At 66.1% G+C, this 24,915-nt stretch carries 23 protein-coding genes; 16 read left to right on the forward strand and 7 right to left on the reverse strand.

Annotation, left to right across the window (positions count from 1 at the left end):
• Positions 1-121 precede the first annotated feature (121 nt).
• Positions 122-769 carry a hypothetical protein gene (locus WKB88_RS13225; RefSeq protein WP_341395001.1) on the reverse strand — a complete coding sequence of 216 codons (648 nt, stop codon included), beginning with the start codon at positions 767-769 and terminating at the stop codon, positions 122-124.
• A gap of 219 nt (positions 770-988) precedes the next feature.
• On the opposite strand from WKB88_RS13225, the gene holA reads away from it, so the two are divergent.
• Entirely contained in the window at positions 989-2,026 is a 1,038-nt protein-coding gene (gene holA / locus WKB88_RS13230) for a DNA polymerase III subunit delta (RefSeq protein ID WP_445818920.1), read from the forward strand.
• A 167-nt stretch (positions 2,027-2,193) separates the two neighbouring features.
• Here holA and rpsT read toward each other — a convergent pair whose 3' ends face one another.
• A complete protein-coding gene (gene rpsT, locus WKB88_RS13235; protein WP_341395002.1) occupies positions 2,194-2,454 on the reverse strand; it encodes a 30S ribosomal protein S20 in 261 nt (86 codons plus the stop codon).
• Between the two features lie 218 nt (positions 2,455-2,672).
• On the reverse strand, positions 2,673-3,335 hold the full coding sequence (locus WKB88_RS13240) for a type II toxin-antitoxin system PemK/MazF family toxin (protein ID WP_341395003.1): 663 nt from the start codon (positions 3,333-3,335) through the stop codon (positions 2,673-2,675).
• Between the two features lie 176 nt (positions 3,336-3,511).
• Between WKB88_RS13240 and lepA the strand changes: the two genes are divergently transcribed.
• Both lepA and hemW read left to right on the forward strand, forming a co-directional pair.
• Complete coding sequence (gene lepA / locus WKB88_RS13245) at positions 3,512-5,365, forward strand: translation elongation factor 4 (protein WP_341395004.1); 1,854 nt, start codon at positions 3,512-3,514, stop codon at positions 5,363-5,365.
• Positions 5,362-6,594 (forward strand): radical SAM family heme chaperone HemW, encoded by a 1,233-nt coding sequence (gene hemW, locus WKB88_RS13250; RefSeq protein WP_341395005.1) that lies wholly within the window; start codon positions 5,362-5,364, stop codon positions 6,592-6,594. The genes lepA and hemW overlap by 4 nt, the downstream gene beginning before the upstream one ends.
• A 121-nt stretch (positions 6,595-6,715) precedes the next feature.
• Here hemW and WKB88_RS13255 read toward each other — a convergent pair whose 3' ends face one another.
• Positions 6,716-7,135 carry a DUF4870 domain-containing protein gene (locus tag WKB88_RS13255; protein ID WP_341395100.1) on the reverse strand — a complete coding sequence of 140 codons (420 nt, stop codon included), beginning with the start codon at positions 7,133-7,135 and terminating at the stop codon, positions 6,716-6,718.
• Between the two features lie 123 nt (positions 7,136-7,258).
• The gene (locus tag WKB88_RS13260) at positions 7,259-8,101 is read right to left on the reverse strand and encodes a DUF3097 domain-containing protein (RefSeq protein WP_341395006.1); all 843 of its coding nucleotides are present in this window, start codon (positions 8,099-8,101) and stop codon (positions 7,259-7,261) included.
• A 190-nt stretch (positions 8,102-8,291) separates the two neighbouring features.
• Here WKB88_RS13260 and hrcA point away from each other — a divergent pair, with 190 nt between their 5' ends.
• From hrcA to WKB88_RS13275, 3 genes are all read left to right on the forward strand, one after another.
• Entirely contained in the window at positions 8,292-9,305 is a 1,014-nt protein-coding gene (gene hrcA, locus WKB88_RS13265) for a heat-inducible transcriptional repressor HrcA (RefSeq protein ID WP_341395007.1), read from the forward strand.
• A 135-nt stretch (positions 9,306-9,440) separates the two neighbouring features.
• The gene (dnaJ, locus tag WKB88_RS13270) at positions 9,441-10,583 is read left to right on the forward strand and encodes a molecular chaperone DnaJ (RefSeq protein WP_341395008.1); all 1,143 of its coding nucleotides are present in this window, start codon (positions 9,441-9,443) and stop codon (positions 10,581-10,583) included.
• Between the two features lie 2 nt (positions 10,584-10,585).
• A complete protein-coding gene (locus WKB88_RS13275; protein ID WP_341395009.1) occupies positions 10,586-11,350 on the forward strand; it encodes a 16S rRNA (uracil(1498)-N(3))-methyltransferase in 765 nt (254 codons plus the stop codon).
• Positions 11,351-11,384: 34 nt separating this feature from the next.
• Here the strand turns inward: WKB88_RS13275 and WKB88_RS13280 are convergent, their stop codons facing one another.
• The gene (locus WKB88_RS13280) at positions 11,385-12,326 is read right to left on the reverse strand and encodes a GerMN domain-containing protein (protein ID WP_341395010.1); all 942 of its coding nucleotides are present in this window, start codon (positions 12,324-12,326) and stop codon (positions 11,385-11,387) included.
• Between the two features lie 327 nt (positions 12,327-12,653).
• Between WKB88_RS13280 and WKB88_RS13285 the strand changes: the two genes are divergently transcribed.
• The 9 genes from WKB88_RS13285 (at position 12,654) to WKB88_RS13325 (ending at position 22,535) form a co-directional block, all read left to right on the forward strand.
• Entirely contained in the window at positions 12,654-13,700 is a 1,047-nt protein-coding gene (locus WKB88_RS13285) for a PhoH family protein (RefSeq protein ID WP_341395011.1), read from the forward strand.
• A complete protein-coding gene (gene ybeY / locus WKB88_RS13290; protein ID WP_341395012.1) occupies positions 13,697-14,170 on the forward strand; it encodes an rRNA maturation RNase YbeY in 474 nt (157 codons plus the stop codon). Before WKB88_RS13285 ends, ybeY begins: the two co-directional genes overlap by 4 nt.
• Positions 14,167-15,504: a hemolysin family protein gene (locus WKB88_RS13295; protein ID WP_341395013.1), complete on the forward strand. Its 1,338-nt coding sequence runs from the start codon at positions 14,167-14,169 to the stop codon at positions 15,502-15,504. The genes ybeY and WKB88_RS13295 overlap by 4 nt, the downstream gene beginning before the upstream one ends.
• A complete protein-coding gene (gene era, locus WKB88_RS13300) occupies positions 15,497-16,426 on the forward strand; it encodes a GTPase Era (RefSeq protein WP_341395014.1) in 930 nt (309 codons plus the stop codon). The genes WKB88_RS13295 and era overlap by 8 nt, the downstream gene beginning before the upstream one ends.
• A 125-nt stretch (positions 16,427-16,551) precedes the next feature.
• Positions 16,552-18,084: an LCP family protein gene (locus WKB88_RS13305; RefSeq protein WP_341395015.1), complete on the forward strand. Its 1,533-nt coding sequence runs from the start codon at positions 16,552-16,554 to the stop codon at positions 18,082-18,084.
• A gap of 166 nt (positions 18,085-18,250) precedes the next feature.
• The gene (gene leuA, locus WKB88_RS13310; RefSeq protein ID WP_341395016.1) at positions 18,251-19,993 is read left to right on the forward strand and encodes a 2-isopropylmalate synthase; all 1,743 of its coding nucleotides are present in this window, start codon (positions 18,251-18,253) and stop codon (positions 19,991-19,993) included.
• An 87-nt stretch (positions 19,994-20,080) separates the two neighbouring features.
• The gene (gene recO / locus WKB88_RS13315; protein ID WP_341395017.1) at positions 20,081-20,833 is read left to right on the forward strand and encodes a DNA repair protein RecO; all 753 of its coding nucleotides are present in this window, start codon (positions 20,081-20,083) and stop codon (positions 20,831-20,833) included.
• The gene (locus WKB88_RS13320) at positions 20,782-21,645 is read left to right on the forward strand and encodes an isoprenyl transferase (protein ID WP_445818921.1); all 864 of its coding nucleotides are present in this window, start codon (positions 20,782-20,784) and stop codon (positions 21,643-21,645) included. The genes recO and WKB88_RS13320 overlap by 52 nt, the downstream gene beginning before the upstream one ends.
• 134 nt (positions 21,646-21,779) lie before the next feature.
• Entirely contained in the window at positions 21,780-22,535 is a 756-nt protein-coding gene (locus WKB88_RS13325) for a class I SAM-dependent methyltransferase (RefSeq protein ID WP_341395019.1), read from the forward strand.
• A gap of 30 nt (positions 22,536-22,565) precedes the next feature.
• Here the strand turns inward: WKB88_RS13325 and WKB88_RS13330 are convergent, their stop codons facing one another.
• The gene (locus WKB88_RS13330; protein ID WP_341395020.1) at positions 22,566-23,639 is read right to left on the reverse strand and encodes an alpha/beta hydrolase; all 1,074 of its coding nucleotides are present in this window, start codon (positions 23,637-23,639) and stop codon (positions 22,566-22,568) included.
• A gap of 183 nt (positions 23,640-23,822) precedes the next feature.
• On the opposite strand from WKB88_RS13330, the gene WKB88_RS13335 reads away from it, so the two are divergent.
• Positions 23,823-24,893, forward strand: coding sequence for a quinone-dependent dihydroorotate dehydrogenase (locus tag WKB88_RS13335; protein ID WP_341395021.1), 1,071 nt, complete (start codon positions 23,823-23,825; stop codon positions 24,891-24,893).
• Positions 24,894-24,915: the final 22 nt, after the last annotated feature.

The raw sequence follows: 24,915 nt of genomic DNA on the forward strand, positions 1-24,915 counted from the left end.
CGATCGGGATGGGCCCTGATCCGGATGGCTCCGGTTCTGAGAGATAACAAAGGCGGCACGTGCCTGCAGGCACGCGCCGCCCGGTTTCCGCAACGGAGGTGAGTGTTACGGAGGATCAGCGCTACGGCTGGACAGCCTCGCCGAAGTACAGCTTTTCGTCGTGGTCCCAGCTCGGGCTCGTGGTCACAAGCAGGTCCAGCGGGCCATCGATCGGGACCGCAAAGGCCATGGTCACCTTCTGGGTGCCGCCGGGGAGGACCTTGCCCTGGAACTGGCCGTCGAGACCGCTGCCGCTGTCGAAGACCCGCTTGGCGGCAGTGCCTTCGGCGCCGTAATTCACGTCAACGTTGAACATGGCCGGGTCGAAGACCTCTTTGCTGTTGTTGGTGACGCTCACATCAAACAGCCGTACCTGGTTGGCGGTTGCCTCTGCCCCGGAGGCATACTGGCTGGCCGTCTTGCCGCCGGTGTAGGCGATGTTCACTGAGATTCCATCGTCGTAGGTCCACTCCTCGCCGAACTCGGCAACTTCGTCCGATGCGTCCGATGCGTCCGATGCGTCCGATGACGCCGACGGCGACTGGCTCGGAGCGGCGGAAGCAGATTTCTTGGGGTCGCTGGTGGCAGTGGCGGATTCCTTCGCCTCACTCGTGGCCGCGGGCGGGGAACTTGGGGCCGACGCTTCCTTGGTCGCGTCCGTGGAGCAGGCGGTCATGCCCAACAACCCTGCCAGGGCCAGCATGGTCAGGGATTTCTTCATGGCGTTCATTACGGTGTGTTCCTTCGATTTGAGACTGACACAGAGATGGCCGTGTGTCCGGAGACACACGGCCTGTATGGAGTGTAGTGCCCCGCCGGCCGGTGAAAATCCCCTGCCAGGGCCAGCAGGTGCCGGGAGAATCACCGGCAGGCATCCGGGGAGCCCCGGCAGGTAATGTTGGAGAGTCGCCTTACCGTTTGTTGTTTCCATCCCAGGAGTCTGTTCGCTGTGAATCCGGCCGTCCCCTCTGCAAAGCGCAGCACGTCCAAGCCCGCGGGAAAGTCCGCAGGGAAGACGGTGTCCTGGCGCGAGGTCGAACCGGCGCCGGTGGTGCTGCTCACCGGTCCCGAAGACTATCTGGCGGGCCGGGCGATGGAACGGATCCGGACCACCCTGCGCCAAAACCAGCCGGACACGGAACTGGTCCGTATGGACGCGTCCACGTATGCGTCCGGAGAGCTGACCCTGCAGTCCAGCCCGTCATTGTTCGGCGAGGCCAAACTCATCGAAGCTTCCAACCTGGCCACCATGAATGAGGATTTCCTCACTGACACGCTCGCTTACCTGGCCGATCCCGCCCCGGACACCGTGCTGGTCATGCACCACGGCGGCGGTAACCGCGGCAAGAAGCTGCTGGATGCGGTGAAGGGCGCGGGAGCTACCGTGGTGGACTGCCAGCCGTTCAAGAAGGACACCGAAAAGCTGGAATTCGTAGCGGTGGAATTCAAGGCTGCGCGTCGCCGGATCGATCCGTCCGCCTCCCGTGCCCTGGTGGCTGCCGTAGGTTCGAAGCTGGCGGACCTTGCAGCCGCCTGCCGGCAGCTGATCGATGACTCAACCGGGGAGATCAGCGAAGAACTCGTCGAGAAGTACTACGGCGGCCGGGTGGAAGCCACGGCGTTCAAGGTGGCTGACGCCGCTTTGGCCGGACGCGGCGGGCAGGCACTGTCCATGCTGCGGCACGCGCTCGACACCGGCGTCGACCCTGTGCCGCTGGTCGGTGCCCTGGCCATGAAGGTGCGTGCGGTTGCCAAGGTGGCGAACCTGCGCGGCTCGTCGGCCTCGATGGCTAAGGAGTTGGGGATGGCGCCGTGGCAGGTGGACCAGGCCCGCCGGGATGCCCAGCACTGGTCGCAGGAGTCCCTGATCAAGGCCGTCCAGGTGCTGGCCGAAGCTGACGCGCAGGTGAAGGGCGCCGGCCGGGACCCGGTCTACGCCGTCGAGCACGCGGTCACCGTCATTTCCCTCGCTGCCGCGGGGCGCTGACCCGCGGGGAGTTTGAAGGGCGGGAGGCGCTAACCCGGAGTGGGGTTGCAGGGCGGCGCCAACCCGCGGGCTTCGGGCATCCGCTGGTAACTTCCGCTGGTTAAAGCAGTCCGGCCGGCCCCCGAAGGGACCGGCCGGACTGATAAGACTAAAGCAAAAACAGCTGCTTAGAGCGCGCTGACCTTCTTGGAGATGGCCGACTTGCGGTTTGCAGCGTTGTTCTTGTGGATAACACCCTTGCTGACGGCCTTGTCCAGCTTGCGGCTGGCGTTGGCCACCGCTGCGACTGCTGCATCCTTGTCGCTGGCCTTCAGGGCAGCGTCAACGGAGCGGATTGCGGTCTTCAGCTCGGACTTCACCGAGTTGTTACGCATGCGCGCCTTCTCGTTGGTGAGGATGCGCTTCTTCTGGGACTTAATATTGGCCACTTATATAAACTCTCTTTGTATTGCGGACTTGGTCGGTGAGGGAATTTCAGCCCAGACATTGACTGAGCGGCGTGGGGATACCGTAATGGCGCCTGAACTGAAGTGCCCGTCGACCTGCGCGGACACACAGCAATAAATGTTAGCAGAACTTGGGCTTAACCGCCCGTTGAGGTGCCGCGGCGCGGCGGCGTCGGGCTTTCGCCCCGGCCCGGGGATTCTTAGGCCCGGGCCGCAAAAGCCTTCCGGACCCGTTCGAAGGCGGCAGGAGACAGGACGGCTCCCTGCCGACGGACGGACGCGGGATCCAGCTGCAGCACGCGGTCGACCTTCACTTCACTCGGCCGGCCCTGCGGGTCCCAGGGACCGGTGCCCACGTCCACATAATCCGGGTCCGACTTCCGGCCGTTGTTGCGGTCCCTGGTTGTCATCATCAGGGCCAGGAGGCGGGACCCGTTGCGGCCGATCAGCAGTACCGGCCGGTCCTTGCCCTGCGAATAGTCGTCCTCGTAGGGAACCCATGCCCAGACGACCTCGCCCGGGTCCGGCGAGCCGTCAGGCGACGGAGCGTAAAGCGGGGTGACGCTACCGCGGTAGTCGCCGGGGTAGGAGGACGACGCCTTCCCCGCTGAGGGAGACTTCGCAGACGCCTGGTTTTTCCCCGGCGACGACGACGGCTTCTTCGGTGCCGGTGCCGGTGCCGGTGTCCGGCCCTTCGGCCTGGAGCGTGTTCCTCCGCGCGCCGGGGAGGAGTTGGGAGCCGGGGAGGATTTGGGAGAGGAACGGGTTGAAGCGGAGGGGCCCGGGCCGCCGGTGCCGGCACGCGAGAGCAGGCGAAGGGCGGAGCGGGCGAGGGAAAGCAGGGAACGGCTGGAGAAGGACATGTCCCCACGCTATTACGTTCCGCAGTTCCAGCACGGGCGGGCAAACGTGGGAGACTGTTAATTCAGTAGTTAAACCACCAGGAAAAACCGACGAACCGCGCCCAGACCGGTTCCGGCCTGCGGCCTTGAGCCCGCAGCCGCCGTGAAGTCCTGTGAACAGTAAAGGAACCGCCACAGTGTCACCTATGGCCCGCTTCTCACCGGTGCCTGCCGCGACGGATCCGGCGATCATCAGAAACTTCTGCATCATCGCCCACATCGACCACGGCAAGTCCACCCTGGCCGACCGCATGCTCCAGTCCACCGGCGTCGTTGAGCATCGGAACATGAAGGCCCAGTACCTGGACCGGATGGATATCGAGCGTGAGCGCGGCATCACCATCAAGTCCCAGGCGGTTCGCATGCCGTGGGAACTCGACGGCGAGTCCTACGCCCTGAACATGATCGACACCCCGGGCCACGTTGACTTCACCTACGAGGTCTCCCGCTCCCTGGCCGCCTGCGAAGGTGCAGTGCTCCTGGTGGACGCCGCCCAGGGGATCGAGGCGCAGACACTGGCCAACCTGTACCTGGCGATGGAAAACGATCTGACGATCATCCCCGTCCTGAACAAGATCGACCTTCCGGCAGCGCAGCCCGAGAAGTACGCCGAGGAACTGGCGAAGCTGATCGGCGGCGATCCGGCGGACGTCCTGAGGGTCTCCGGCAAGACCGGCGTGGGCGTTGAAGCCCTGCTGGACCAGATTGTCCGCGAGATTCCGGCACCGGTGGGCGACCCCGACGCTCCCGCCCGGGCCATGATCTTCGACTCCGTGTATGACACCTACCGCGGCGTCGTTACGTACGTGCGCGTGGTGGACGGCAAGCTCTCGCCCCGGGAACGCATCCAGATGATGTCCACCCGGGCCAGCCACGAACTCCTGGAAATCGGGGTCAGCTCGCCGGAGCCCACCCCCTCCAAGGGACTGGGAGTCGGCGAAGTCGGCTATCTCATCACCGGTGTGAAGGACGTGCGCCTGTCCAAGGTTGGCGACACCGTCACCAACCTGGCCAAGCCGGCAGAGAAGTCCCTCGAAGGCTACGCCGATCCGAAACCGATGGTGTTCTCCGGGCTGTACCCCATCGACGGCGCCGACTATCCGGTACTGCGCGACGCGCTGGAAAAGCTGATGCTCAATGACGCCGCGCTGGTGTACGAACCCGAGACGTCCGCTGCGCTGGGCTTCGGCTTCCGGGTGGGTTTCCTGGGCCTGCTGCACCTGGAAATCACCCGCGAACGGCTCGAGCGCGAGTACAACCTTGACCTGATCTCCACCGCACCCAACGTGGAGTACGAGGTGACGCTCGAGGACAAGAAGGTGGTCACGGTGACCAACCCCAGCGAGTACCCCGAAGGCAAGATCAAAGAGGTCCGCGAGCCGATGGTCTCGGCCACGATCCTGGCGCCGAACGAGTTTGTGGGCGCCATCATGGAGCTGTGCCAGGCCCGCCGCGGAGTCCTGGGCGGCATGGACTATCTCTCCGAGGACCGGGTGGAAATCCGGTACCGCCTGCCGCTGGCCGAGATTGTTTTCGACTTCTTCGACATCCTCAAATCCAAGACCCGCGGCTACGCCTCGCTGGACTGGAAGGCCGACGGCGAACAGGTTGCCGACCTGGTCAAGGTGGACATCCTGCTCCAGGGCGAACAGGTGGATGCGTTCAGCTCCATCACGCATAAGGACAAGGCGTACTCCTACGGCGTGATGATGACCGGCAAGCTCCGCGAGCTGATTCCGCGCCAGCAGTTCGAGGTGCCCATCCAGGCGGCCATCGGCTCCCGCATCATTGCCCGCGAATCCATCCGCGCCATCCGCAAGGACGTGCTGGCCAAGTGCTACGGCGGCGACATCAGCCGCAAGCGCAAGCTGCTCGAAAAGCAAAAGGAAGGCAAGAAGCGCATGAAGATGGTGGGCCGCGTTGAGGTCCCCCAGGAAGCCTTCGTGGCAGCGCTTTCCTCCGACGAATCCAAGGACAAATCCAAGAAGTGACACCCAGTGCACTGCCCCTCGGGGATCCGGCACCCGCTGACGGACTGCTGCCCGCCCAGGCGGGGGAAGGAGCGGAGAACCGGAAGTTCGGGCTCTACGTCCACATTCCGTTCTGCTCCGTCCGCTGCGGGTACTGCGACTTCAACACCTACACCGCCACCGAGCTCGGCGGCGGCGCCTCCCAGGCGGCCTACGGTGGCACGGCGGAGCAGGAAGTGCGCTTCGCTGCCCGCGCGCTGAAGGCCTCGGGGCTCCCGGACCGGAAGATGGGCACCGTCTTTTTCGGCGGCGGCACCCCCACCCTGCTGCCCGCGGAGGATCTCGCCGGGATCCTGAAAACCGCCGTGGACATGTGGGGGCTGGAGCCGGGAGCCGAGGTCACCACCGAGGCCAACCCCGATTCGGTTACCCCGGCCTCGCTGCAGCTGCTGGCCGACGCCGGCTTCACCCGCGTCTCCTTCGGCATGCAGTCGGCCGTTCCGCACGTGCTGGCGGTCCTGGACCGCACCCACACGCCGTCGCGCGTTCCCGAAGCCGTGAAATGGGCGCGCGACGCCGGCCTGAAGGTGAGCGTTGACCTCATCTACGGCACGCCGGGGGAGTCCCTGGCGGACTGGGAAGTCTCCGTCCGCGAGGCGCTGAGCTACGAACCGGACCACATCTCGGCGTACGCGCTGATCATCGAGGACGGCACCAAGCTGGCGGCGCGCATGCGGCGCGGCGAAGTGCCGCCGATCGACGACGACGACCACGCGGACAAATACCTCATGGCCGACGAAATGATGACGGCGGCCGGACTGTCCTGGTACGAGGTGAGCAACTGGTCCCGGACCCCCGCCGACCAGTGCCGGCACAACCTGGCCTACTGGCGCAGCGACGACTGGTGGGGCATCGGCCCCGGCGCGCATTCGCATGCCGGCGGCGTGCGCTGGTGGAACGCCAAGCACCCCACCGCCTACGCCCAGCGGCTTGCGGCGGGGGAATCACCGGCGGTGGGACGCGAGACGCTCGACGCCGAAACCCGGTACGTGGAAGATGTCATGCTGCGCACCCGGCTCGCCGAGGGCCTGGAGCTGTCCCGGCTGAAGGACTCCGGCCGGCTCGCCGTCGCCGGGCTCATGGCTGACGGACTGGTGGACCCGAAGGCTGCACTCACCGGCCGTGTGCTGCTCACGACGAAGGGCCGCCTGCTCGCAGACGCCGTCGTGCGCCGCCTGCTCCCGGACTAGACGGATCCGGCGGGAGCTGAAGGCAACCGCTTAACCAGGCAACAGCCAGGGATAATGCAGAACAAAGGACCCCGGGGCGGCAGCAGCGCCGGCCCGGGGTCCTTTGTGTGTCTGCGGAGGGTTACTGGATGCGGCGCAGGTTCAGCCGGTACCGGTAGGGGCGCCCGCGGTTGACCTCGATGCCGGCGACAACCGAGGAAACGGCAATGGCAACCCAGAGCAGGGCGTTCAGGATGGCGAAGACCCAGCCGATTCCGGGAATGAAGGACAGCAGCCAGGCCACCAGGGCAATGATGGTGGGAGGGAGGGTGAAGTTCAGCGCTTCCTTGGATTCCTGCGCGGTGAACGGGCCGCGGTCACGGAAGACCAGGTAAATGATCAGGGACGGAATGAACCCCAGGATGCCGCCGAAGTGGGCCATCGTGGCCCACTGCCGGTCCTCGGAGGCAGTCAGGGGCAGGGCAGTGGCCGGAGCGCCCTGATAGGCGGGACGAGCGCCGGAACCCCGGTCGTCGGACTGGGGGTGGTGGTTCTGACGAATGTTCGACACTGCTGTTTCCTTTGTGACTCTGGACGCCTGGTCGGTTCGGTTTACTGCCCTACATCTCATCTAGGTTACTGGCAACCGGGCTCCGTCCCGGCACGCGGGGCCGTGCGCGGGTCGCTACGGAACGGTCAGGAAGTCGATCACTTCCTCCACCCGGCCCAGCAGGGAGGGCTCGAGATCGGCGTATGAGGTGACTGCGCCCAGCAGTTTCTTCCACCCCACGGCCACGTCCGTGTGGTCCCGGTGCGGCCAGCCCAGGCCTTTGAGGATGCCCGTTTTCCAGTCTTCGTTCCGGGGGACAACCGGCCAGGCGGAGAGGCCGATGGTCTGCGGTTTGATGGCCTGCCACACGTCCACGTACGGGTGCCCCACGATGAGCACGTTTCCGCGCGCACCCGGATGTTTCATGGCCTCGGCGGCAATGCGGGACTCCTTGGAACCGGCCACCAGATGGTCCACCAGTATTCCCAGCCGTCGCCCCGGGCCCGGATTGAAGTCCCGCACGGCAGCGTACAGGTCATCCACCCCGTGCAGGGGTTCGACGACGATGCCCTCCACACGGAGGTCGTCGCCCCACACCTTCTCCACCAGTTCGGCGTCGTGCTTGCCTTCCACCCAGATGCGGCTCGCCCGTGCCGTGCGCGCCCGCACGTTGTCCACCCGAAGGGAACCCGACGCCGTTCGCCGCGACGCAGGTGCCGCGGCCTTGACGGCGGGCACCACTTCCACCGGTTCGCCGTCGAGCAGGAAGCCGAAACCCAGTTCGAAGGACTTGGTTTTCCCCCGGCGGTCCTCCAGCACCATCAGATGCAGTCCGCCGGACTTCTCCACCCGCACCACCGCTCCGACCCAGCCGCTCTGCACGTCTTCGAGCACCAGGCCCGCCTCGGCTCCGACTTTGGGAAGTGTTTTCCGGGCCGGAGCACTGATGTCCTGCGGCCCCCACGAAAAGTTGGACACTGGTGTTTTCCTCGCTTTGGTTGGTCCGCTGCAGCCGGCAAGTGCACGTCCGGCAGCAGTGCGGCACGGGCCACTCAATGCTAGCAACGACCCCGATCCGTATTAGACTTAGCACTTAGGCATGGTGAGTGCTAACCGGGAACGCTCCGGGCACACAGAACATACGGCCATCAGCGAGGGAGGGAAAACCATGAGTGAACCACGCAGACTCGAGGTGCTCCGGGCCATTGTTGAGGACTATGTCCATTCGCGCGAACCCGTTGGCTCCAAGGCCCTCGTGGAGAGGCACCAGCTCGGCGTCTCCAGCGCAACCATCCGCAACGACATGGCGGCCCTTGAAGAAGAGGGGCTGATTGTTGCTCCCCACACTTCAGCCGGCCGCATCCCCACCGACAAGGGCTACCGGCTGTTTGTCGACCGGATTTCGGACGTGAAGCCGCTCTCGGCGGCCGAGCGAAGGGCAATCCAGACCCTGCTGGAGGGCGCCGAAGACCTCGACGACGTGATGGAACGGACCGTCCGCCTGCTGTCGCAGCTGACCAACCAGGTGGCCGTTGTGCAGTATCCGCATCTGGGGAACGCACGCGTGCGGCACATCGAGTTTGTCCTGCTCGCACCTGCCCAGGTGCTGGTCGTCCTGATCTCAACCACCGGCCGGGTGGAGCAGCGCGTCATCACGATGCCGGACCAGGTCGCGGAACAGGACCTCCTGGAGCTGCGGCAGCATTTCCTCGCCGCGCTGGGCGGGACCCCGCTGACGCGTATCACCGGGCAGCTCGCCGAGTGCCTGGCAACGGTTCCGGCGCAGAAGCGGCGCAACGCCGGGGCACTGGCCCGCTGCCTCGAGCAGCTGGCCGGAATTAACCGCGAGGACCGCATGGTGATGGCGGGAACCGCCAACCTGGCCCGGTCCACCGTAGACTTTCCCCTGACGATCGGCCCGATCCTCGAGGCACTTGAGGAACAAGTGGTCATGCTTCGGTTGTTGTCCGAAATGGAGCAGGACGCCCGGGGTGTTTCCGTCCGGATCGGACGCGAAAACCCCCACGGTTCCTTGTCGGAGGCATCAGTGGTGGCCACCGGCTACGGACCGGATTCCTCGGCGAAGGTGGGTGTGCTGGGTCCAACCCGCATGGACTATCCCAACACCATGGCGACTGTCCGTGCCGTGGCCCGCTACCTTTCCCGGATACTGAACAACTAGAAAAACGTTAGACAATACAGCAGCAGTCGCCGGTGGCCGGCCCGCCGGAGGGCGGCCGGCCACCGGCGGAAGTCTTCGAAGCGAAGAGAACACCGCAGAAGCGGAAACTGCAATTACAGGAAGCGATGTGCACGAGTGAGCGATCACTACCAGGTCCTGGGCGTTGGACGCGACGCCACGGGCGAAGAAATCAAGAAGGCGTACCGGAAGCTGGCCCGAAAGCTGCACCCGGACGTCAACTCCGCTCCCGGAGCGCAGGACGAATTCAAGGCTGTGACCCACGCCTACGAGGTGCTGGCGGACCCGCAGAAACGCCGCATCTACGACACCACCGGCAATGAAAACGGCAACGACAACGGCTTCGGCGGCGGTGCCGGGTTCGGCGGCCAGGGCTTTGGCTTCCAGGACATTTTCGACACCTTCTTCGGCGGAGCCGGAGCGGGCGGCGGCCGGGGACCGGCCTCGCGCACCCGCCGCGGCCAGGACGCCCTGATCAACGTGCGGATCGACCTCAAGGATGCCGTTTTCGGCACCAACAAGAAGATCGACGTCGACACCGCCGTCACCTGCCCGACCTGCGACGGCAGCTGCTGCCAGCCCGGCACCTCCCCGCGGACCTGCGACATCTGCCACGGCACCGGCCAGGTGCAGCGCGCCGTCCGGTCCATCCTGGGCCAGGTCATGACCAGCGCTCCCTGCGGCTCCTGCCAGGGCTTCGGCTCGGTCATTCCGGACCCCTGCCACGAGTGCGCCGGCGAGGGCCGCGTCCGCAGCCGCCGCACCCTGAACATCAAGATCCCCGCCGGAGTTGCCACCGGCACGCGGATCCAGCTCAGCGGCCAGGGCGAAGCCGGAACCGCCGGCGGGCCCCAGGGCGATTTGTACGTGGAGATCCGGGTCAATGCAGATCCCACCTTCGTCCGCGAAGGTGATGACCTGCATGCCACTCTGACGGTTCCCATGACCGCAGCCGCCCTGGGCTCCTCGATCAACTTCGAGACGTTCGACGGCGACCGCGAGATCACCGTCAAGGCCGGCACCCAGTCGGGCGAGATCACCACCCTCAAAGGGCTTGGCGTCACTCACCTGCGCGGCTACGGCCGCGGAGACCTGCTGGTTCATCTGCACGTTGAAACCCCGCAGAAGCTGGACGCAGAGCAGGAAGAGCTCCTCCGCAAGCTGGCCCAGCTGCGCGGCGAGGAATACGCAGAGGGACGCCTGGCCGGCAGCGGTTCCGGTGTCTTCGCCAGGCTGCGGGACCGCCTGGGCAACCTCTAGCCATGACCAACCCCATCTTCTTCGGTGATCCCGGGGCCGTGCGCGCCGCGGTGCCCGGATCCGTGCTGGTAATCGAGGGGCCGGAGGCCCACCACGCTGTTGCCGTGAAACGCCTCGCCCCGGGCGAGCCGGTGGACATCGTGGACGGCGCGGGGCTGCGGCTAACTGGAACTGTGTCAGCTGCCTCGCCTGCGCGGCTGGAAGTTAGCGTGGAAGCCGTCACCGAAGAGGACGGAGCGGCCGAAACCCTGATACTGGTCCAGGCCCTGGCGAAGGGCGGCCGCGACGAGCAGGCCGTCGAAGCGGCAACGGAGCTCGGCGTGGACAGGGTCATCCCCTGGCAGTCCGAGCGCAGCATTGTCCGCTGGCGTGCGGACAAGGCCGCCAAGGGGCAGGCGAAATGGCAGGGCATTGTCACCGCCGCCGCCAAGCAGTCCCGGCGTTCAGCCGTGCCTTCGGTGGAAGAGCTCGCGGAGTCGAAGGCGCTGGCGCGCCGGCTTGCCGGGATTGACCTGGTGCTGGTGCTGCATGAGGAGGCCGACGGCGCCCTGGTTCCGGCGGTCACCGAGGCGCGCCGGCGCGCAGGGGACCGGCCGCTGAGCATTGCGGTGGTCGTGGGGCCGGAGGGCGGAATCAGCGCTTCGGAAGTGGAGCTGCTGCGCGGCGGCGGAGCCGTGGCTGTTCGCCTGGGCCCGCACGTGATGCGTTCATCAACCGCGGGGCCTGCTGCCCTTGCCGTCCTGAATTCCGCGCTGGGCCGCTGGTAGGGCCGGGCAGCCGCTGGTAGGACGGGGCCCGGTGCTACTGGGCCGCTGAAGTGACGGTCACGCGCTTGGAATCTTCGTTGGCACGCTCCGTGCCGTGGAAGACGCTCACGCTGTACTCGCCGGCGGGCAGCTCAACGGTAAAGCGGAAGAGCGAGGGTCCGCCGGTGGAGGCCTCGAGTTCGGCGTAGCCCCGAGCCACGGCCTCTCCCGCGGGCCGGCCGTCAACGATGGGCTCCACCCGCCAGGACAGCTGCCCGCCTTCGGGCACGGCCGTACCCTGGACCGTGAGGCTGGGCTGCGTGCTGTCGCCCTCCTGCGGGTCGATGATCCAGATGGGTGCCATGAGTGCCGGGTCCCGCTGCTGAGGGCCCTCCAGGACTTCATGGCCGAAGGCCGTGTATCCCGCCTTGCCGTCCACCAGCAGCACTACTGAGGACTGGTGGCCAACGGTGGTGAGCCCGGCGTTGGAAGCTGCTGCGGTGGCGGTGTAGACCAGCTGCTGGACCGCGCGGTGCGCCATTCCTGCATCCATGGACGTTCCAAAAGCATCCTCGGAGATATCCACGGTGATGACGTTCTTGCCCGAGATTGAGGCGGAAACGCTGCCGGCCTTCTTCCACGGATTGAAGTAGTCGGGGTCCGACGGCGCGCCCGAGGTCATGGCCAGAACTGCTTCCCCGATGGGGTCGCCGTCCTTCTCTGCAGGCTGGAACTCCCGGTAGAGGTGTACGTCAGACCCGTTCAGGCCCAGCCAGTACACCGGGATGCGGCCCGGGGCGGGCTTGCCCTCGGCCGGGGGAGGGGCGCTCAGCGGAGCGGCAACAGTGCTCCCCGCAGCATCTCCGAAGGAGATGGGCATCGTAGTGGTGGGGGTAGCGGCGACCACTCCGCAGCCGCTAAGGAGGAGCGAAGAGACGGCCAGCAGTCCGAGGTATCCACGGCGGCCCGGCTGCGCCAACCGGCGTTTTAATCCCATTCAGTCCTCCTTTCGCAAAACGGTCGCTTCCCAGCTTGGCACATGCCAAACGCCGGATCCGCGGTCTTGACCTTCCTGCGACCGGACTGAGACCCGATTGATACCGGGCAGGGGAAGCGTGTTCCCGGCCGCACTGCCTTCCGGTTCACCGAAGGCGGAAATCAGGGCGGGCGCAGCGGGGCAGCATCAAGTAATATTGGACTGTCTGTCTTAACACCGGCGGGCACGCTGGCCAGGAACACGTGCAGGCCGCATGCTCGTTCACAACATTCTGCAAACAACACACTCTCCAAAAGGGGCGATGAAAGGCCTGCGAAGGCCGAATATATGACTGAATCCTCAGGAATTGGCACCATCGGGCTGGATCAGCAGACCATTGTCTTTGATTCCACTGAACACATGGTCCAGTCACTGGGTGCCAATGACGAGGCACTCAAAATCATCGAGGCCGCTTATCCGGAAGTCAGCCTGCACGTGCGGGGCAATGAGCTTTCGATCTCCGGTCCGGCACCCGCGGTGGAGCGTACCCACCGGCTGGTCACCGAGGTACGGACACTGGCACGCAGCCAGACCAAGGTCACCCCGCAGCTCCTGGAACAGCTCATCACCATGCTCAGGGACCAGAGTGCGTCGCGTCCGGCGGAAGTCCTCACCCAGAACATCCTGTCCACCCGCGGCCGCACCATCCGTCCCAAGACGCTGAACCAGAAGAACTACGTTGATGCGATCGACCGGAACACCATCGTGTTCGGGATCGGGCCGGCCGGCACCGGCAAGACCTACCTCGCCATGGCGAAGGCGGTCCAGGCGCTGCAGCAGAAGGAAGTCAGCAGGATCATCCTGACCCGCCCCGCGGTTGAGGCCGGAGAGCGCCTGGGCTTCCTGCCCGGAACGCTCAGCGACAAGATCGATCCTTACCTGCGCCCGCTTTACGACGCGCTGCACGACATGATGGACCCGGACTCGATTCCGCGGCTGATGGCCGCCGGAACCATCGAAGTGGCTCCGCTGGCGTACATGCGCGGACGTACCCTCAACGACGCCTTCATCATCCTGGACGAAGCGCAGAACACCACCCCCGAGCAGATGAAGATGTTCCTGACCCGGCTGGGGTTCGGCTCCAAGATGGTGGTGACGGGCGACGTCACCCAGGTGGACCTCCCCGGCGGGACGGCCTCCGGCCTGCGGATCGTCCACGACATCCTCGGCGACATCGACGACGTGTCCTTCTCTGAACTTCACGCCTCGGACGTGGTCCGGCATTCCCTGGTCAGCAGCATTGTCACCGCTTACAGCGAATGGGACGAGTCCAGGCGCAGCAGTGATGCTGCCGCCGGAAACCGCCGCACCTCGGGGCGGGGGAACGCCAAATGAGCATCGAGGTTAACAACGAGTCGGCCGTCGCGGTGGATGAAGAGGAACTCTCCCTGCTGGGACGGTACCTGCTGGAAAATCTGTACGTGCATCCGGAAGCGGAACTCTCCATTATTTTGGTGGACGAGGAAGCCATGGAGAAGCTGCACATTGAATGGATGGACATCCCCGGGGCCACCGACGTCCTCTCCTTCCCGATGGATGAACTGCGCCCCGGCGTCCCCGGACGCGTGACGCCGGCGGGAGTCCTCGGCGATATCGTGCTGTGTCCGCAGGTCGCCGCCGAACAGGCGGAGACGGCAGGGCACAGCATGCAGGAGGAGCTGCTGCTGCTGACCACGCACGGCGTGCTGCACCTGCTCGGCTATGACCACGCCGAACCCGAAGAAGAACGGGAAATGTTCGGACTGCAGCGCGAGCTCCTCTCCTACTACCTGGGCCGGGAAGCCCCGAAGGAGACGCGCAGTTGAGTTTTGCCCTGCTGATTTTCATGGCCGTGGCCTTCATGGTCCTGGCCGGGCTGCTCACAGCCGCTGAATCCGCGTACGGCTACCTGCCGCGGCACGAGGCCGAGGCACTGCTGCACGGCAAGGCCGGCAAGCCGCTGCGCAGAATCCTGCAGCACCCCGTGGCGCACATGCACGCACTGCGGTTCTGGCGTGTCTGGTTCGAAATGGCCACGGCCGTCTCCGTGGCAACGCTGTTCCAGATGCTCCTGGACAACATCTGGCTGGCCGGTCTGCTCGCCACGGTGGTGATGGCCGGAATCGGTTTCGTACTGGTGGGCGTTTCGCCCCGCCAGATCGGCCGCAAGCACGTCACCGGCGTCGTCGTCCTGACCGCCGGAATGGTACGGTTCCTGCGCGTGGTGCTGGGGCCGGTGCCGGGCTGGCTCGTCCGCCTGGGCACCGCCGTCGCGCCGGGCACGCAGGGGCCCGATGCCGCCTTCTTCACGGAGGAGGAATTCCGTGAACTGCTGGACCGTGCGTCCGAAGCGGACATGATCGAAAATACGGAGGCCGAGCTCATCCACTCCGTCTTCGAACTGGGAGACACGAAGGTCCGTTCCGTGATGGTGCCCCGCACCGACATGGTCTGCATCGACGCCGGGTCCAACCTGCGGCAGGCGATGTCCCTGTTCCTGCGCTCCGGCTACTCCCGCGTTCCCGTGATTGAGGACAGCGCCGACCAGATTCTGGGCATCCTCTACCTGAAGGACGTGGCCGCGCAGATGCACTCCAATCCTTCAGAGGCCACGGTCCGCCGTGTGGAGGAGTTTGCGCGCGGCGTGCGGTACGTTCCCGAATCCAAGGCGGTCAGCGAACTGCTGCAGGAGCTGCAGCGCGAATCCACCCATGTGGCGGTGGTGATCGACGAATACGGCGGAACCGCCGGCCTGGTCACCCTGGAGGACCTGATCGAAGAGATCGTGGGCGAGATCGTCGACGAGTACGACTCCGAGCGCCCGGAGATCGAGAACCTCGGCGGGGGACGCTACCGCATCAGTTCCCGCGCCGGCATTGATGATCTCGGCGAACTGTTCGACGTCGACCTCGAGGACGACGAGGTGGACACCGTGGGCGGCCTGCTGGCCAAGGCCCTGGGCCGCGTGCCGATTGTCGGCAGCGAGGTGGTGGTCGACGGCGTCGTGCTCCATGCCGAGCGCCTGGAAGGCCGCCGCAACCGCGTGTCCCACATCATCGCCTGGAAACAGCACCGCGACGCTGACACAGACGCACAATACGACGACGGCAGGGAACCCTCCCGCGTCCATTCAACAGAATTGGTACCCCGCAATGACTGATCCACAATTCCGCGCCGGCTTTGTCTCGCTCGTGGGCCGGCCCAACGCCGGAAAATCCACGCTGACCAACGCCCTGGTGGGCCAGAAGGTGGCCATCACCTCCTCCAAGCCCCAGACCACGCGCCACACCATCCGCGGGATTGTGCACCGCGAGGACTCCCAGCTGATCCTCGTGGACACTCCGGGACTGCACCGGCCCCGGACGCTGCTGGGCAAGCGGCTGAACGACCTGGTGGCCGACACCCTCTCCGAGGTGGATGCCATCGGTTTCTGCCTCCCGGCCAATGAAGCAGTGGGCCCCGGCGACCGGTACATCGCAAAGCAGCTTGCTGCGCTGAAGAAAAAGCCGGTGGTGGCGCTGGTTACCAAGACCGACCTCGTGGACCGGGCGGCCCTGGCCAAGCAGCTCATGGCTGTGACGGCCCTGGGCAATGAGGTCCTGGGCGAGGCCGGATGGGCCGACATCGTGCCGGTATCCGCAGCGGACGGTTTCCAGGTGGACACCGTCGCCGAGGTCCTCTCCGGCTACATGCCGTCCTCGCCGCCGCTATACCCGGACGGCGAACTGACCGATGAGCCGGAAGCGGTCATGGTCGCCGAACTGATCCGTGAAGCCGCGCTGGAAGGCGTCCGCGATGAGCTTCCCCACTCCCTGGCCGTTGTGGTGGACGAGATTGTTCCCCGCGAGGGACGTTCCGAAGACAACCAGCTGCTGGACATCCGGGTAAACCTGTACGTGGAAAGGTCTTCCCAGAAGGCCATCATCATCGGCAAGGGCGGCGCCCGGCTGCGGGAAGTCGGCACCAATGCACGGCTGGCCATCGAAGCGCTCCTTGGCACCCGCATCTACCTTGACCTGCACGTCAAGATCGCGAAGGACTGGCAGCGGGATCCCAAGCAGCTGGTGAAGCTGGGCTTCTAACCCCGGCGGAATGCGGGTACCCTGAATTTTCTTTTCAGGGTCGCCGCGTACACTTTGAACATTCAGGTGCAAGTCACCGTCGTTGACCACGAATCAGAACACGAATCATTGAAGGGGACCGGCTCATGTCATCTCGCCGTGCCGTAACGGGTGCCGGTCCCTCCGGAAACTCAGTGTCCGGAGCCTCCGGATCGCAAAACCCCGGCGGCCGGCATCTGGGGCGCCGCGGCGCTCCGCACGCCGTGCTGCGGGCCGCGGCCATGATTCTGTCCCTGACCCTGGTTTCGGGTCTGGTCTTTGTGGGTGTGCAGGTTATCCGCCTGCAGAACAACCTGGACACCAAACCGCTGAACCTCGGCTCCGGTCAGGAGTCAGCGCCGCCGGTGGACTCCAACACGGATCCGCTGCAGATCCTGATCTTGGGTACGGATAACCGCGACGGCCAGGAAAGCAACAACTCCGACGTCATGATGCTGGCCAACATGTCAGCGGACCGGTCCCACGTCACGGTGGTCAGTTTCCCCCGCGACCTGCTGGTCCCGCTGCCTGCCTGCACCGATCCGGAAACCGGAACCACCTACCCGGCCATGGACCTCGCGCAGATCAACGGCGCCCTGGGCAACGGCGGGCCGGGCTGCACCGTGGCCGCCATCAACGAGCTCACGGGCCTGAGCATCGACCACTTCATGATGGCCGACTTTGACGCGGTGAAGGAACTCTCCAACACCCTGGGCGGCGTTGAGGTCTGTGTTAACCAGCCGGTGGAGGACGAACTCTCCGGACTGAGCCTTCCCGCCGGCGTCAGCAGCGTGCAGGGCGACCAGGCCCTGGCCTTCCTGCGGACCCGCCACGGTTTCGGCAACGGCGGCGATGAGGGCCGAATCCGGGCGCAGCAGAGTTTCCTGGCCTCCATGGTCCGGAAGGTCCAGGACGAGGGCACGCTCAATAACCTGCCCAAGCTCTATTCCATCGCCGAGACGGTCACCCGGAACCTGACCGTCGATAAGGAACTGACCAACCCGACGTCGCTGATTGCCCTCGCCGGCCGGCTGAAGGATGTTGACCTCAGCCGGGTGGCCTTTGTTACCGCCCCGGTGGTGCCGTACGAATACGACAACAACCGGCTGGTCCTGGACGAAGCAGTCTCCGAGCCGCTCTTTACCGCTCTGGTGGAGGACCGGGACATTACGGAGCCTGCTCCCGAACCGGAGCCGGACGCTACGGCCCCCGCTGACGGCACCCCGTCCGTCCCGGCGGAGGAAGCACCGCTGTTTGACCCCGCGACCATTCCGGTCCGGATCCTCGATGCCACCGGCAGCACCGCGGACGCCGGCACGGAATCGCGTGACCAGGTCCTGGCCGCCCACCTGCTCTCGCAGGGCTACGCGCTGGCGGATGCCGCCGGCCGGATCGACGACTCCAGCCCGGCGACCCAGATTTTCCATGGCCCCGGTTACCTTGAAATGGCCGAACAGGTGGCCGCAGCACTCGGCGTTCCGGCCGTGCAGGTCATGGCCAGCAACCTGGTCAACGGCGTGAGCGTGCAGGTGGGAGAGGACTTCACCACCGGGACCACCATGCCCGACGCCGGCGACGTGGGCGGACTGAGCGGCCAGACCGCGGCCCAGGTTACGTGCCAGACGGCGTTTGGCAATTAACAATTGGGCAGCCCCACAGGCTGCTGTTAGGGTGGTCACGTGCGCGCAGAGCTTCTTCTCCTTAGCTGCCGCGGCGGGGCCATAACCACCAAATAGGCCGCCCCTCGCTGCGGAGTTTGTGTTGCCCGGCCGCTCTTCTGAACTCCTAGAAAAGGCCCCACCAGACATGCGAAATGCACAGCAGCCCTCGGGAATGCCCATCTCCAAGTACGTTCCCTTCCAGGACCAGATCAGTTTTGAACTCCCGGACCGGACGTGGCCGGACAAGCTCATCACCAAGGCGCCGCGCTGGTGCGCGGTGGACCTGCGGGACGGCAACCAGGCCCTGATCGATCCCATGAGTCCTGAGCGCAAGCACAAAATGTTCGATCTGCTGGTGAAGATGGGCTACAAGGAAATCGAGGTCGGGTTCCCCTCCGCCTCCCAGCTCGATTTCGACTTCGTCCGCCAGCTGATCGAAGGCGACCGGATCCCGGACGACGTCACCATCCAGGTGCTCACCCAGTCCCGCGAGCACCTGATCGAGCGCACCTATGACTCGCTCGAAGGAGCGGACCGGGCCATCGTGCACCTGTACAACTCCACCTCGGTGCTGCAGCGCAAGGTCGTCTTCAACACCGACCAGGACGGCATCGTGGACATCGCGCTCTCGGGCGCCCGGCTGTGCAGAAAGTATGAGGAGCAGCTGCGCGGGGTCGAGGTGACCTACGAGTACTCGCCCGAGTCCTACACCGGCACGGAACTGGACTTCGCCCTGCGCATCTCCAACGCCGTCGCCGGGGTGCTGGACGCCTCTCCGGACCGGCAGATGATCCTGAACCTGCCGGCAACGGTGGAGATGGCCACCCCCAACGTGTACGCCGACTCCATCGAGTGGATGCACCGCAACCTCGCCAACCGGGACTCCATCATCCTCTCCCTGCACCCGCACAATGACCGGGGAACCGGCGTCGCCGCCGCCGAACTGGGCTACCTGGCCGGCGCCGACCGCATTGAGGGCTGCCTCTTCGGCAACGGGGAACGGACCGGGAACGTGGACCTGGTCACCCTCGGCATGAACATGTTCAGCCAGGGCGTGGACCCGGAGATCGATTTCTCGGACATTGACCACGTCCGCCGCACCGTCGAATACTGCAACCAGCTGCCCGTTCCCGAGCGTTCCCCCTACGGCGGGGACCTGGTGTTCACCGCGTTCTCCGGATCGCACCAGGACGCCATCAAGAAGGGCTTCGAGTCCATGGAGAAGGACGCCGCTGCTGCCGGCACCACCGTGGACGACATTCCCTGGGCAGTTCCGTACCTGCCCATCGACCCCAAGGACATCGGCCGCAGCTACGAAGCCGTCATCAGGGTCAACAGCCAGTCCGGCAAGGGCGGCGTGGCCTACCTGCTCAAGAACGAGCACAACATGGACCTGCCGCGGCGCGCCCAGATCGAGTTTTCCGGCGTCGTCCAGCGCAGGACCGACACCGCCGGCGGCGAGGTTACCGGTGCCGAGCTGTGGAAGGTCTTCCAGGACGAGTACCTGCCGAACACGCCGGAGTCCGGCGGCGAACCGTGGGGACACTACGCACTCACCTCGGTGAACGCGGACACCGCCGAGGACGGCACCTTCAAGCTGACCGCATCGCTGATGAACGGCGGCGTCCAGCAGAAGCGCACGGCGACCGGCACCGGCCCCATCGCCGCGCTGCTGGAAATCCTGGGCGAAGACGGCATCGACGTCCGGCTGCTGGACTACACCGAGCATGCCCTCTCCGCGAGCGGAAACGCCGCTGCGGCCGCGTACGTGGAACTGGCCGTGGGGGAGCGGGTGCTCTGGGGCGTAGGGATTGATTCCAACACCACCATGTCGGCGCTCAAGGCCGTGATTTCCGCGGTGAACCGGGCAATCCGCGACCGGTCCTGATCCGGAATACCGCCGCGGCGGGCGCACCCGGACACCTTCGGTGCCCGGGTGCGCCGCACTTCCGGCCGAACGTGGGAAAATAAGACGGTGGCAGGAAAATCATTTGCTTCCCGGACCTATCGGGACGAGGGCGTCATCCTGCGCACCCACAAGCTGGGTGAGGCGGACCGTATCCTGGTGCTGCTGACACGCAGCCATGGACAGGTGCGCGCCGTGGCCAAGGGGGTGCGCCGAACTTCGAGCAAGTTCGGTGCCCGGCTGGAGCCGTTCATGGTGGCGGATCTGATGCTCTCCTCGGGGCGGAACCTGGACATCGTTACCCAGGCCACGACCCTGGGCGCCTACGGGCACGGAATCGTGTCGGATTATGCCCGCTACACCGCGGCCGCAGCCATTGCGGAGACCGCGGAGCGGCTCACCGACGTCGACGGCGAATCGGCCAATGCCCACTACCACCTGGTGATCGGCGCACTGGCGGCCCTGAACCGCGGAGCCCACGCTCCGGAGCTGATCCTGGACTCGTACCTGCTGCGCGCCCTGGCCACCGCAGGCTGGGCGCCGAGCTTCACGGCGTGCGCCCGCTGCGGGGCTCCGGGACCGCATTCGGCGTTTTCCCCGGCCCTGGGCGGTGCGGTTTGTTCGGCATGCCGTCCCCCGGGTGCAGCCTCGCCCTCGCCCGAGACCATGGTTCTCCTGGCAGCCCTGCTCTCCGGCGACTGGAAAACCGCCGACGACGCCGGGCAGCAGCCGCGGCGGGAATCGGCCGGCCTGGTGGGCAGCTACCTTCAATGGCACCTGGAACGGGTCGTCAAATCACTTCAACATGTGGAGCGTGTCTAAGCTTGCGTTCAAAGTCCCCTTCCGTAGGTTCCCCTCCGGCAGCCCGTCCTGCGCCGCACCCCTCCGGGGCAGTGCCGCCGCCGGTTCCCGCCGACCTGGTGCCGCAACACGTTGCCATCGTCATGGACGGCAACGGACGCTGGGCCAACCAGCGCGGACTGCCCCGCACCGAAGGCCACCGTGCCGGTGAAGCCGCACTCCTGGACGTCATGGCCGGCGCGGTCGAGATGGGGATCAGGCACGTCTCCGTTTATGCCTTCTCCACGGAGAACTGGAAGCGTTCCCCGGAAGAGGTCCGCTTCCTGATGGGGTTCAGCCGGGACGTGCTGCGCCGCCAGCGCGACCAGCTCAGCGAGTGGGGCGTCCGCATCCGCTGGTCCGGCCGCCGCCCGCGGCTCTGGCAGTCGGTGGTCAAGGAACTGGAGATTGCCGAAGAAGCCACCCGGGACAACACCGTGTGCACCCTGAACATGTGCGTGAACTACGGGGGGCGGGCCGAGATCACGGACGCAGTGTCCGCCATCGCCGCCGACGTCGCCCGCGGCAAGCTGCGCCCGGGATCCATAACGGAAAAAACCATCCAGAAATACCTGGACGAACCGGACCTGCCGGACGTGGATCTCTTCCTGCGGACCTCCGGCGAACAGCGGCTGTCCAACTTCATGCTCTGGCAGTCCGCGTACGCGGAGATGGTCTTCATGAACACCCTGTGGCCCGACGTGGACCGTCGCACGCTCTGGGAAGCCGTGGAGATCTACGCACGGCGCGACCGGCGGTACGGGGGAGCGGTGGACCAGGCCTCCCCGGCCTAGCTGGGCCGAGGCCGCGGCGTCTGTCCAGACCCGCGCCGAACAGCTCGACGCCGGGGGCGGAGGGGGGAGCGGGAACCGCGCGCCTCACTCCGGGGTGTCTCTCGGCCACGGCTGAATCCTGTAGCGTCGCTGAGATGGAGCGCTCCGAGATGTTCGACATTGCCCACCTGCGCCATCCAATCGCGGCGCCGGTGGCGCCCGGGCGGCTGCGCGAACTGGTCAGCTGGCTGAGCCCGGGCGAGAGCGCCCGCGCCGTTGACCTCGGGTGCGGCGAGGGGGAGTGGCTGCAGGAGCTGCTACTCACCCACCCCAGAACCACCGGCGTAGGGATCGACCAGATGGTCCCGGCCTCTGCCGCCCGGCGTGCCGACGAGCGCAAGCTGAGCGACCGGGTGCGCTGGATCGAGACGGATGCCGCCACCTGGAACGACGGGGTCTTCGACGTGGTGCTGTGTGTCGGTGCGAGCCACGCCTTCGGCCGGCTGGAGGACATGCTGGGCGCTGTCCGGCGGCACCTGCGCCCCGGTGGCCAGGCGCTGATCGGCGACAGCATCTGGGAGGGCACCCCGTCGGCTTCTGCGCTGGCAGCGCTTGGGGTTTCCGCCGACGCCTATCCCGACCTTGCCGGCCTCGTGCGAGCCTTCCATGAGCACGGGTTCGAGCCGTCGTACGGGCACGTCAGCACGTTGGCTGAGTGGGACGACTACCAGTTCAGCTGGACCGGATCACTCGTCGACTGGGCCGTGCGGGAGGCCTCGACGACCGAGGATCGTGACCAGGCATTCGCCGCTGCACGTGAGAATCGCGACGCCTGGCTGAGCGGTGCACGGCGCGAGCTGGGGTTTGCAACCTTCGTCCTGCACGACGCCGCCGTTGGCGTGCGTGACTGACCGGCGTTCATTCGGTGCAGGGCCGGGCAGCTAGCTTTTCAGCATGAAGGCCCTCGCCCACTGCTCGAGCTTTCCATAGACCCGGCGCCGCACCGGTCCCGCCGACAGCAGGACATCGTGCAGAGCGTTTTCGAACCGGTATACGGTGACCTGCGGACCCAGCAGCAGCCCGCGCTGCACCATCAGGTTCACGTCCAGGATGGTGTCCGCGGTTTTCATGTTCTCGTTCCAGAGTCCGGCCATGACCGAGCTGGTTGAGGCCATCAGCAGGATGGGCACCCGAATATCCAGGCCGCGCGCCACCTGGGCGTGGCCGCTGAGCACCGCGGTGATCCACCCGGCCCGGATCGGCCAGCTCCCCGGCGGTTTCAGCTCCGGGTCCGGATCCCATTCGCCGTCCGCTTCACGGCTGATGCTGCGCCAGTAGTAGTCCATTTCGGGGACCTTCAGCCGGGCCTTGGGCCGCAGCCGGGCGAGCGGTTCCAGCAGTGAGGCCGTTGCGTTGCGCACCATCCAGGAGCCGCGCAGCTCCAGCCACGGGCTGTTCAGGATCAGGGCTTCGATGCGGCCGGGGTTCCGGTGCGCCCACAGTGAGGCCACCAGACCGCCGGTGGAGTGCGCCATCAGGGATATCCGCACCGGGGTGTCCGGACCGCGGTGTTCCCTGATGTGTGCCGTCAGGGCTGCCAGCGCAGCCTCAATGTCGGCGTCGTACTCCTGCAGGTCCAGAGTGAAGCCTTCGGACTGGCCCGGCAGCAGGCTCCGGCCGTACTTGCGCAGGTCCAGTGCATAAAAGGCGGCACCGAGGCCGCTCCAGAAGTGGGCCAGCTCCGTCTGGAAGAAGTAGTCGCTCCAGCCGTGGATATAGAGGACGGCGTGAACCGGCTCCGCTGCCACGGGTGCCCGGAGACCGTGCAGCATCTGCCGCACCCGGCCGGAGAAGGTGGGCGGAGCCGGAGGTTCGGGAGTGTAGGACACCAGCGTGGCCACCACGGGCCCCTCGTCATCTTCCCCCAGATCCAGGGTCAGACACTGGTAACCGTCGCCGAGGATGTCCGGTTTCCACTGCATGCCGCCGGTCCCCGTGCCTGTATAGCTACCCATACATCGAGAGTAGCCGCCCTTCTGCAGCGAACCGGACAGCAGCGAACCGGACAGCACCGAACCGGACAGCAGCGAACCGGACAGGCGCGGGCCGGCTGCGCGGGAACCGGCACAGCTCGATGCGGAGCAGCGAAGTCGTCCATCGGATTTGGCGGAGGCCCGCGGCAGTGCAAGCATAAAACCATGCGCGTCTACCCCGCCTTCTTTCGTGCCGTCTTTGCCGGCATGGACCCCGAAAAGGCACACCGAATTGGCTTTGACCTGATCAAGCTTTCCGCAGGGACCCCCGCCGGTGCGTTGATGCGCCGGCTGATGCGTCCCTCACCGGACCTTCGGGTCCGGGCCTTCGGCCTGGACTTCCCGTCTCCGTTCGGCCTGGCCGCCGGATTCGACAAGGAAGGATCCGGCATTGTGGCCCTGACCAATATGGGCTTTGGCCACGTGGAAGTGGGAACAGTGACGGGGCGGGCGCAGCCGGGGAACCCCAAGCCGCGGCTCTTCCGTCTCGTGGAGGACCGCGCCGTCATTAACCGGATGGGCTTCAACAACGACGGCGCTGCTGCCGTGGCTCCCCGTGTGGCCGCCGCCCGCAAGGCCCTGGCCGCGGCCTACGGGAGCCACCGGCCGGTGATCGGCATCAACATCGGCAAAACCAAGTCCGTGGACCTGGCCGACGCGGTGAACGATTACCTGATCAGCACCCGCGAACTGGCACCGCAGGCGGATTACCTCGTGGTGAACGTTTCCTCACCCAATACGCCCGGACTGCGCCGGCTCCAGAGCATTGAGTCCCTGCGCCCGCTGCTCTCGGCCGTCGGAGCCGCCGCCGACGAAGCGGCCGGACGGCATGTGCCGCTGCTGGTAAAGATTGCGCCCGACCTCAGCGATGACGACGTCGACGACGTCGCCCGCCTGGCGCTGGACCTCGGACTCGACGGCGTGATTGCAACCAACACGACCATCACCCGCGAAGGCCTGGTGACCGACCCGGAAAAGGTGATTGCCTGCGGAGTGGGCGGTCTGAGCGGAGCTCCCCTGCGCCGCCGTTCCCTGGAAGTGCTGAAGCGGCTGCGTGCCGGCCTGGGCGACGGGGGACCGGCGATCATTTCTGTTGGCGGCGTCGAATCAGCCCGCGACGTGCACGAGCGGCTCAAGGCCGGCGCAACCCTGGTGCAGGGGTACACCGCCTTCCTGTACCAGGGGCCGTTCTGGGCCGCGCGCATCAACCGCCGCCTGGCCCGGCTGCTGAAATAGCGACTGGCTCCTAGTTACACCT

It is taken from the genome of Arthrobacter sp. G119Y2, assembly GCF_038069765.1.
GTDB lineage: Bacteria > Actinomycetota > Actinomycetes > Actinomycetales > Micrococcaceae > Arthrobacter_B.

What these genes read in the sequence shown, in the direction of transcription:
- WKB88_RS13225 (WP_341395001.1), bottom strand. Translation starts at nt 769, where the DNA reads ATGAACGCCATGAAGAAATCCCTGACCATGCTGGCCCTGGCAGGGTTG.
- WKB88_RS13240 (WP_341395003.1), bottom strand. Translation starts at nt 3,335, where the DNA reads ATGTCCTTCTCCAGCCGTTCCCTGCTTTCCCTCGCCCGCTCCGCCCTT.
- hrcA (WP_341395007.1), top strand. Translation starts at nt 8,292, where the DNA reads ATGAGTGAACCACGCAGACTCGAGGTGCTCCGGGCCATTGTTGAGGAC.
- WKB88_RS13275 (WP_341395009.1), top strand. Translation starts at nt 10,586, where the DNA reads ATGACCAACCCCATCTTCTTCGGTGATCCCGGGGCCGTGCGCGCCGCG.
- WKB88_RS13280 (WP_341395010.1), bottom strand. Translation starts at nt 12,326, where the DNA reads ATGGGATTAAAACGCCGGTTGGCGCAGCCGGGCCGCCGTGGATACCTC.
- WKB88_RS13285 (WP_341395011.1), top strand. Translation starts at nt 12,654, where the DNA reads ATGACTGAATCCTCAGGAATTGGCACCATCGGGCTGGATCAGCAGACC.
- ybeY (WP_341395012.1), top strand. Translation starts at nt 13,697, where the DNA reads ATGAGCATCGAGGTTAACAACGAGTCGGCCGTCGCGGTGGATGAAGAG.
- era (WP_341395014.1), top strand. Translation starts at nt 15,497, where the DNA reads ATGACTGATCCACAATTCCGCGCCGGCTTTGTCTCGCTCGTGGGCCGG.
- WKB88_RS13305 (WP_341395015.1), top strand. Translation starts at nt 16,552, where the DNA reads ATGTCATCTCGCCGTGCCGTAACGGGTGCCGGTCCCTCCGGAAACTCA.
- leuA (WP_341395016.1), top strand. Translation starts at nt 18,251, where the DNA reads ATGCGAAATGCACAGCAGCCCTCGGGAATGCCCATCTCCAAGTACGTT.
- WKB88_RS13320 (WP_445818921.1), top strand. Translation starts at nt 20,782, where the DNA reads ATGGCACCTGGAACGGGTCGTCAAATCACTTCAACATGTGGAGCGTGT.
- WKB88_RS13325 (WP_341395019.1), top strand. Translation starts at nt 21,780, where the DNA reads ATGGAGCGCTCCGAGATGTTCGACATTGCCCACCTGCGCCATCCAATC.
- WKB88_RS13330 (WP_341395020.1), bottom strand. Translation starts at nt 23,639, where the DNA reads ATGGGTAGCTATACAGGCACGGGGACCGGCGGCATGCAGTGGAAACCG.
- WKB88_RS13335 (WP_341395021.1), top strand. Translation starts at nt 23,823, where the DNA reads ATGCGCGTCTACCCCGCCTTCTTTCGTGCCGTCTTTGCCGGCATGGAC.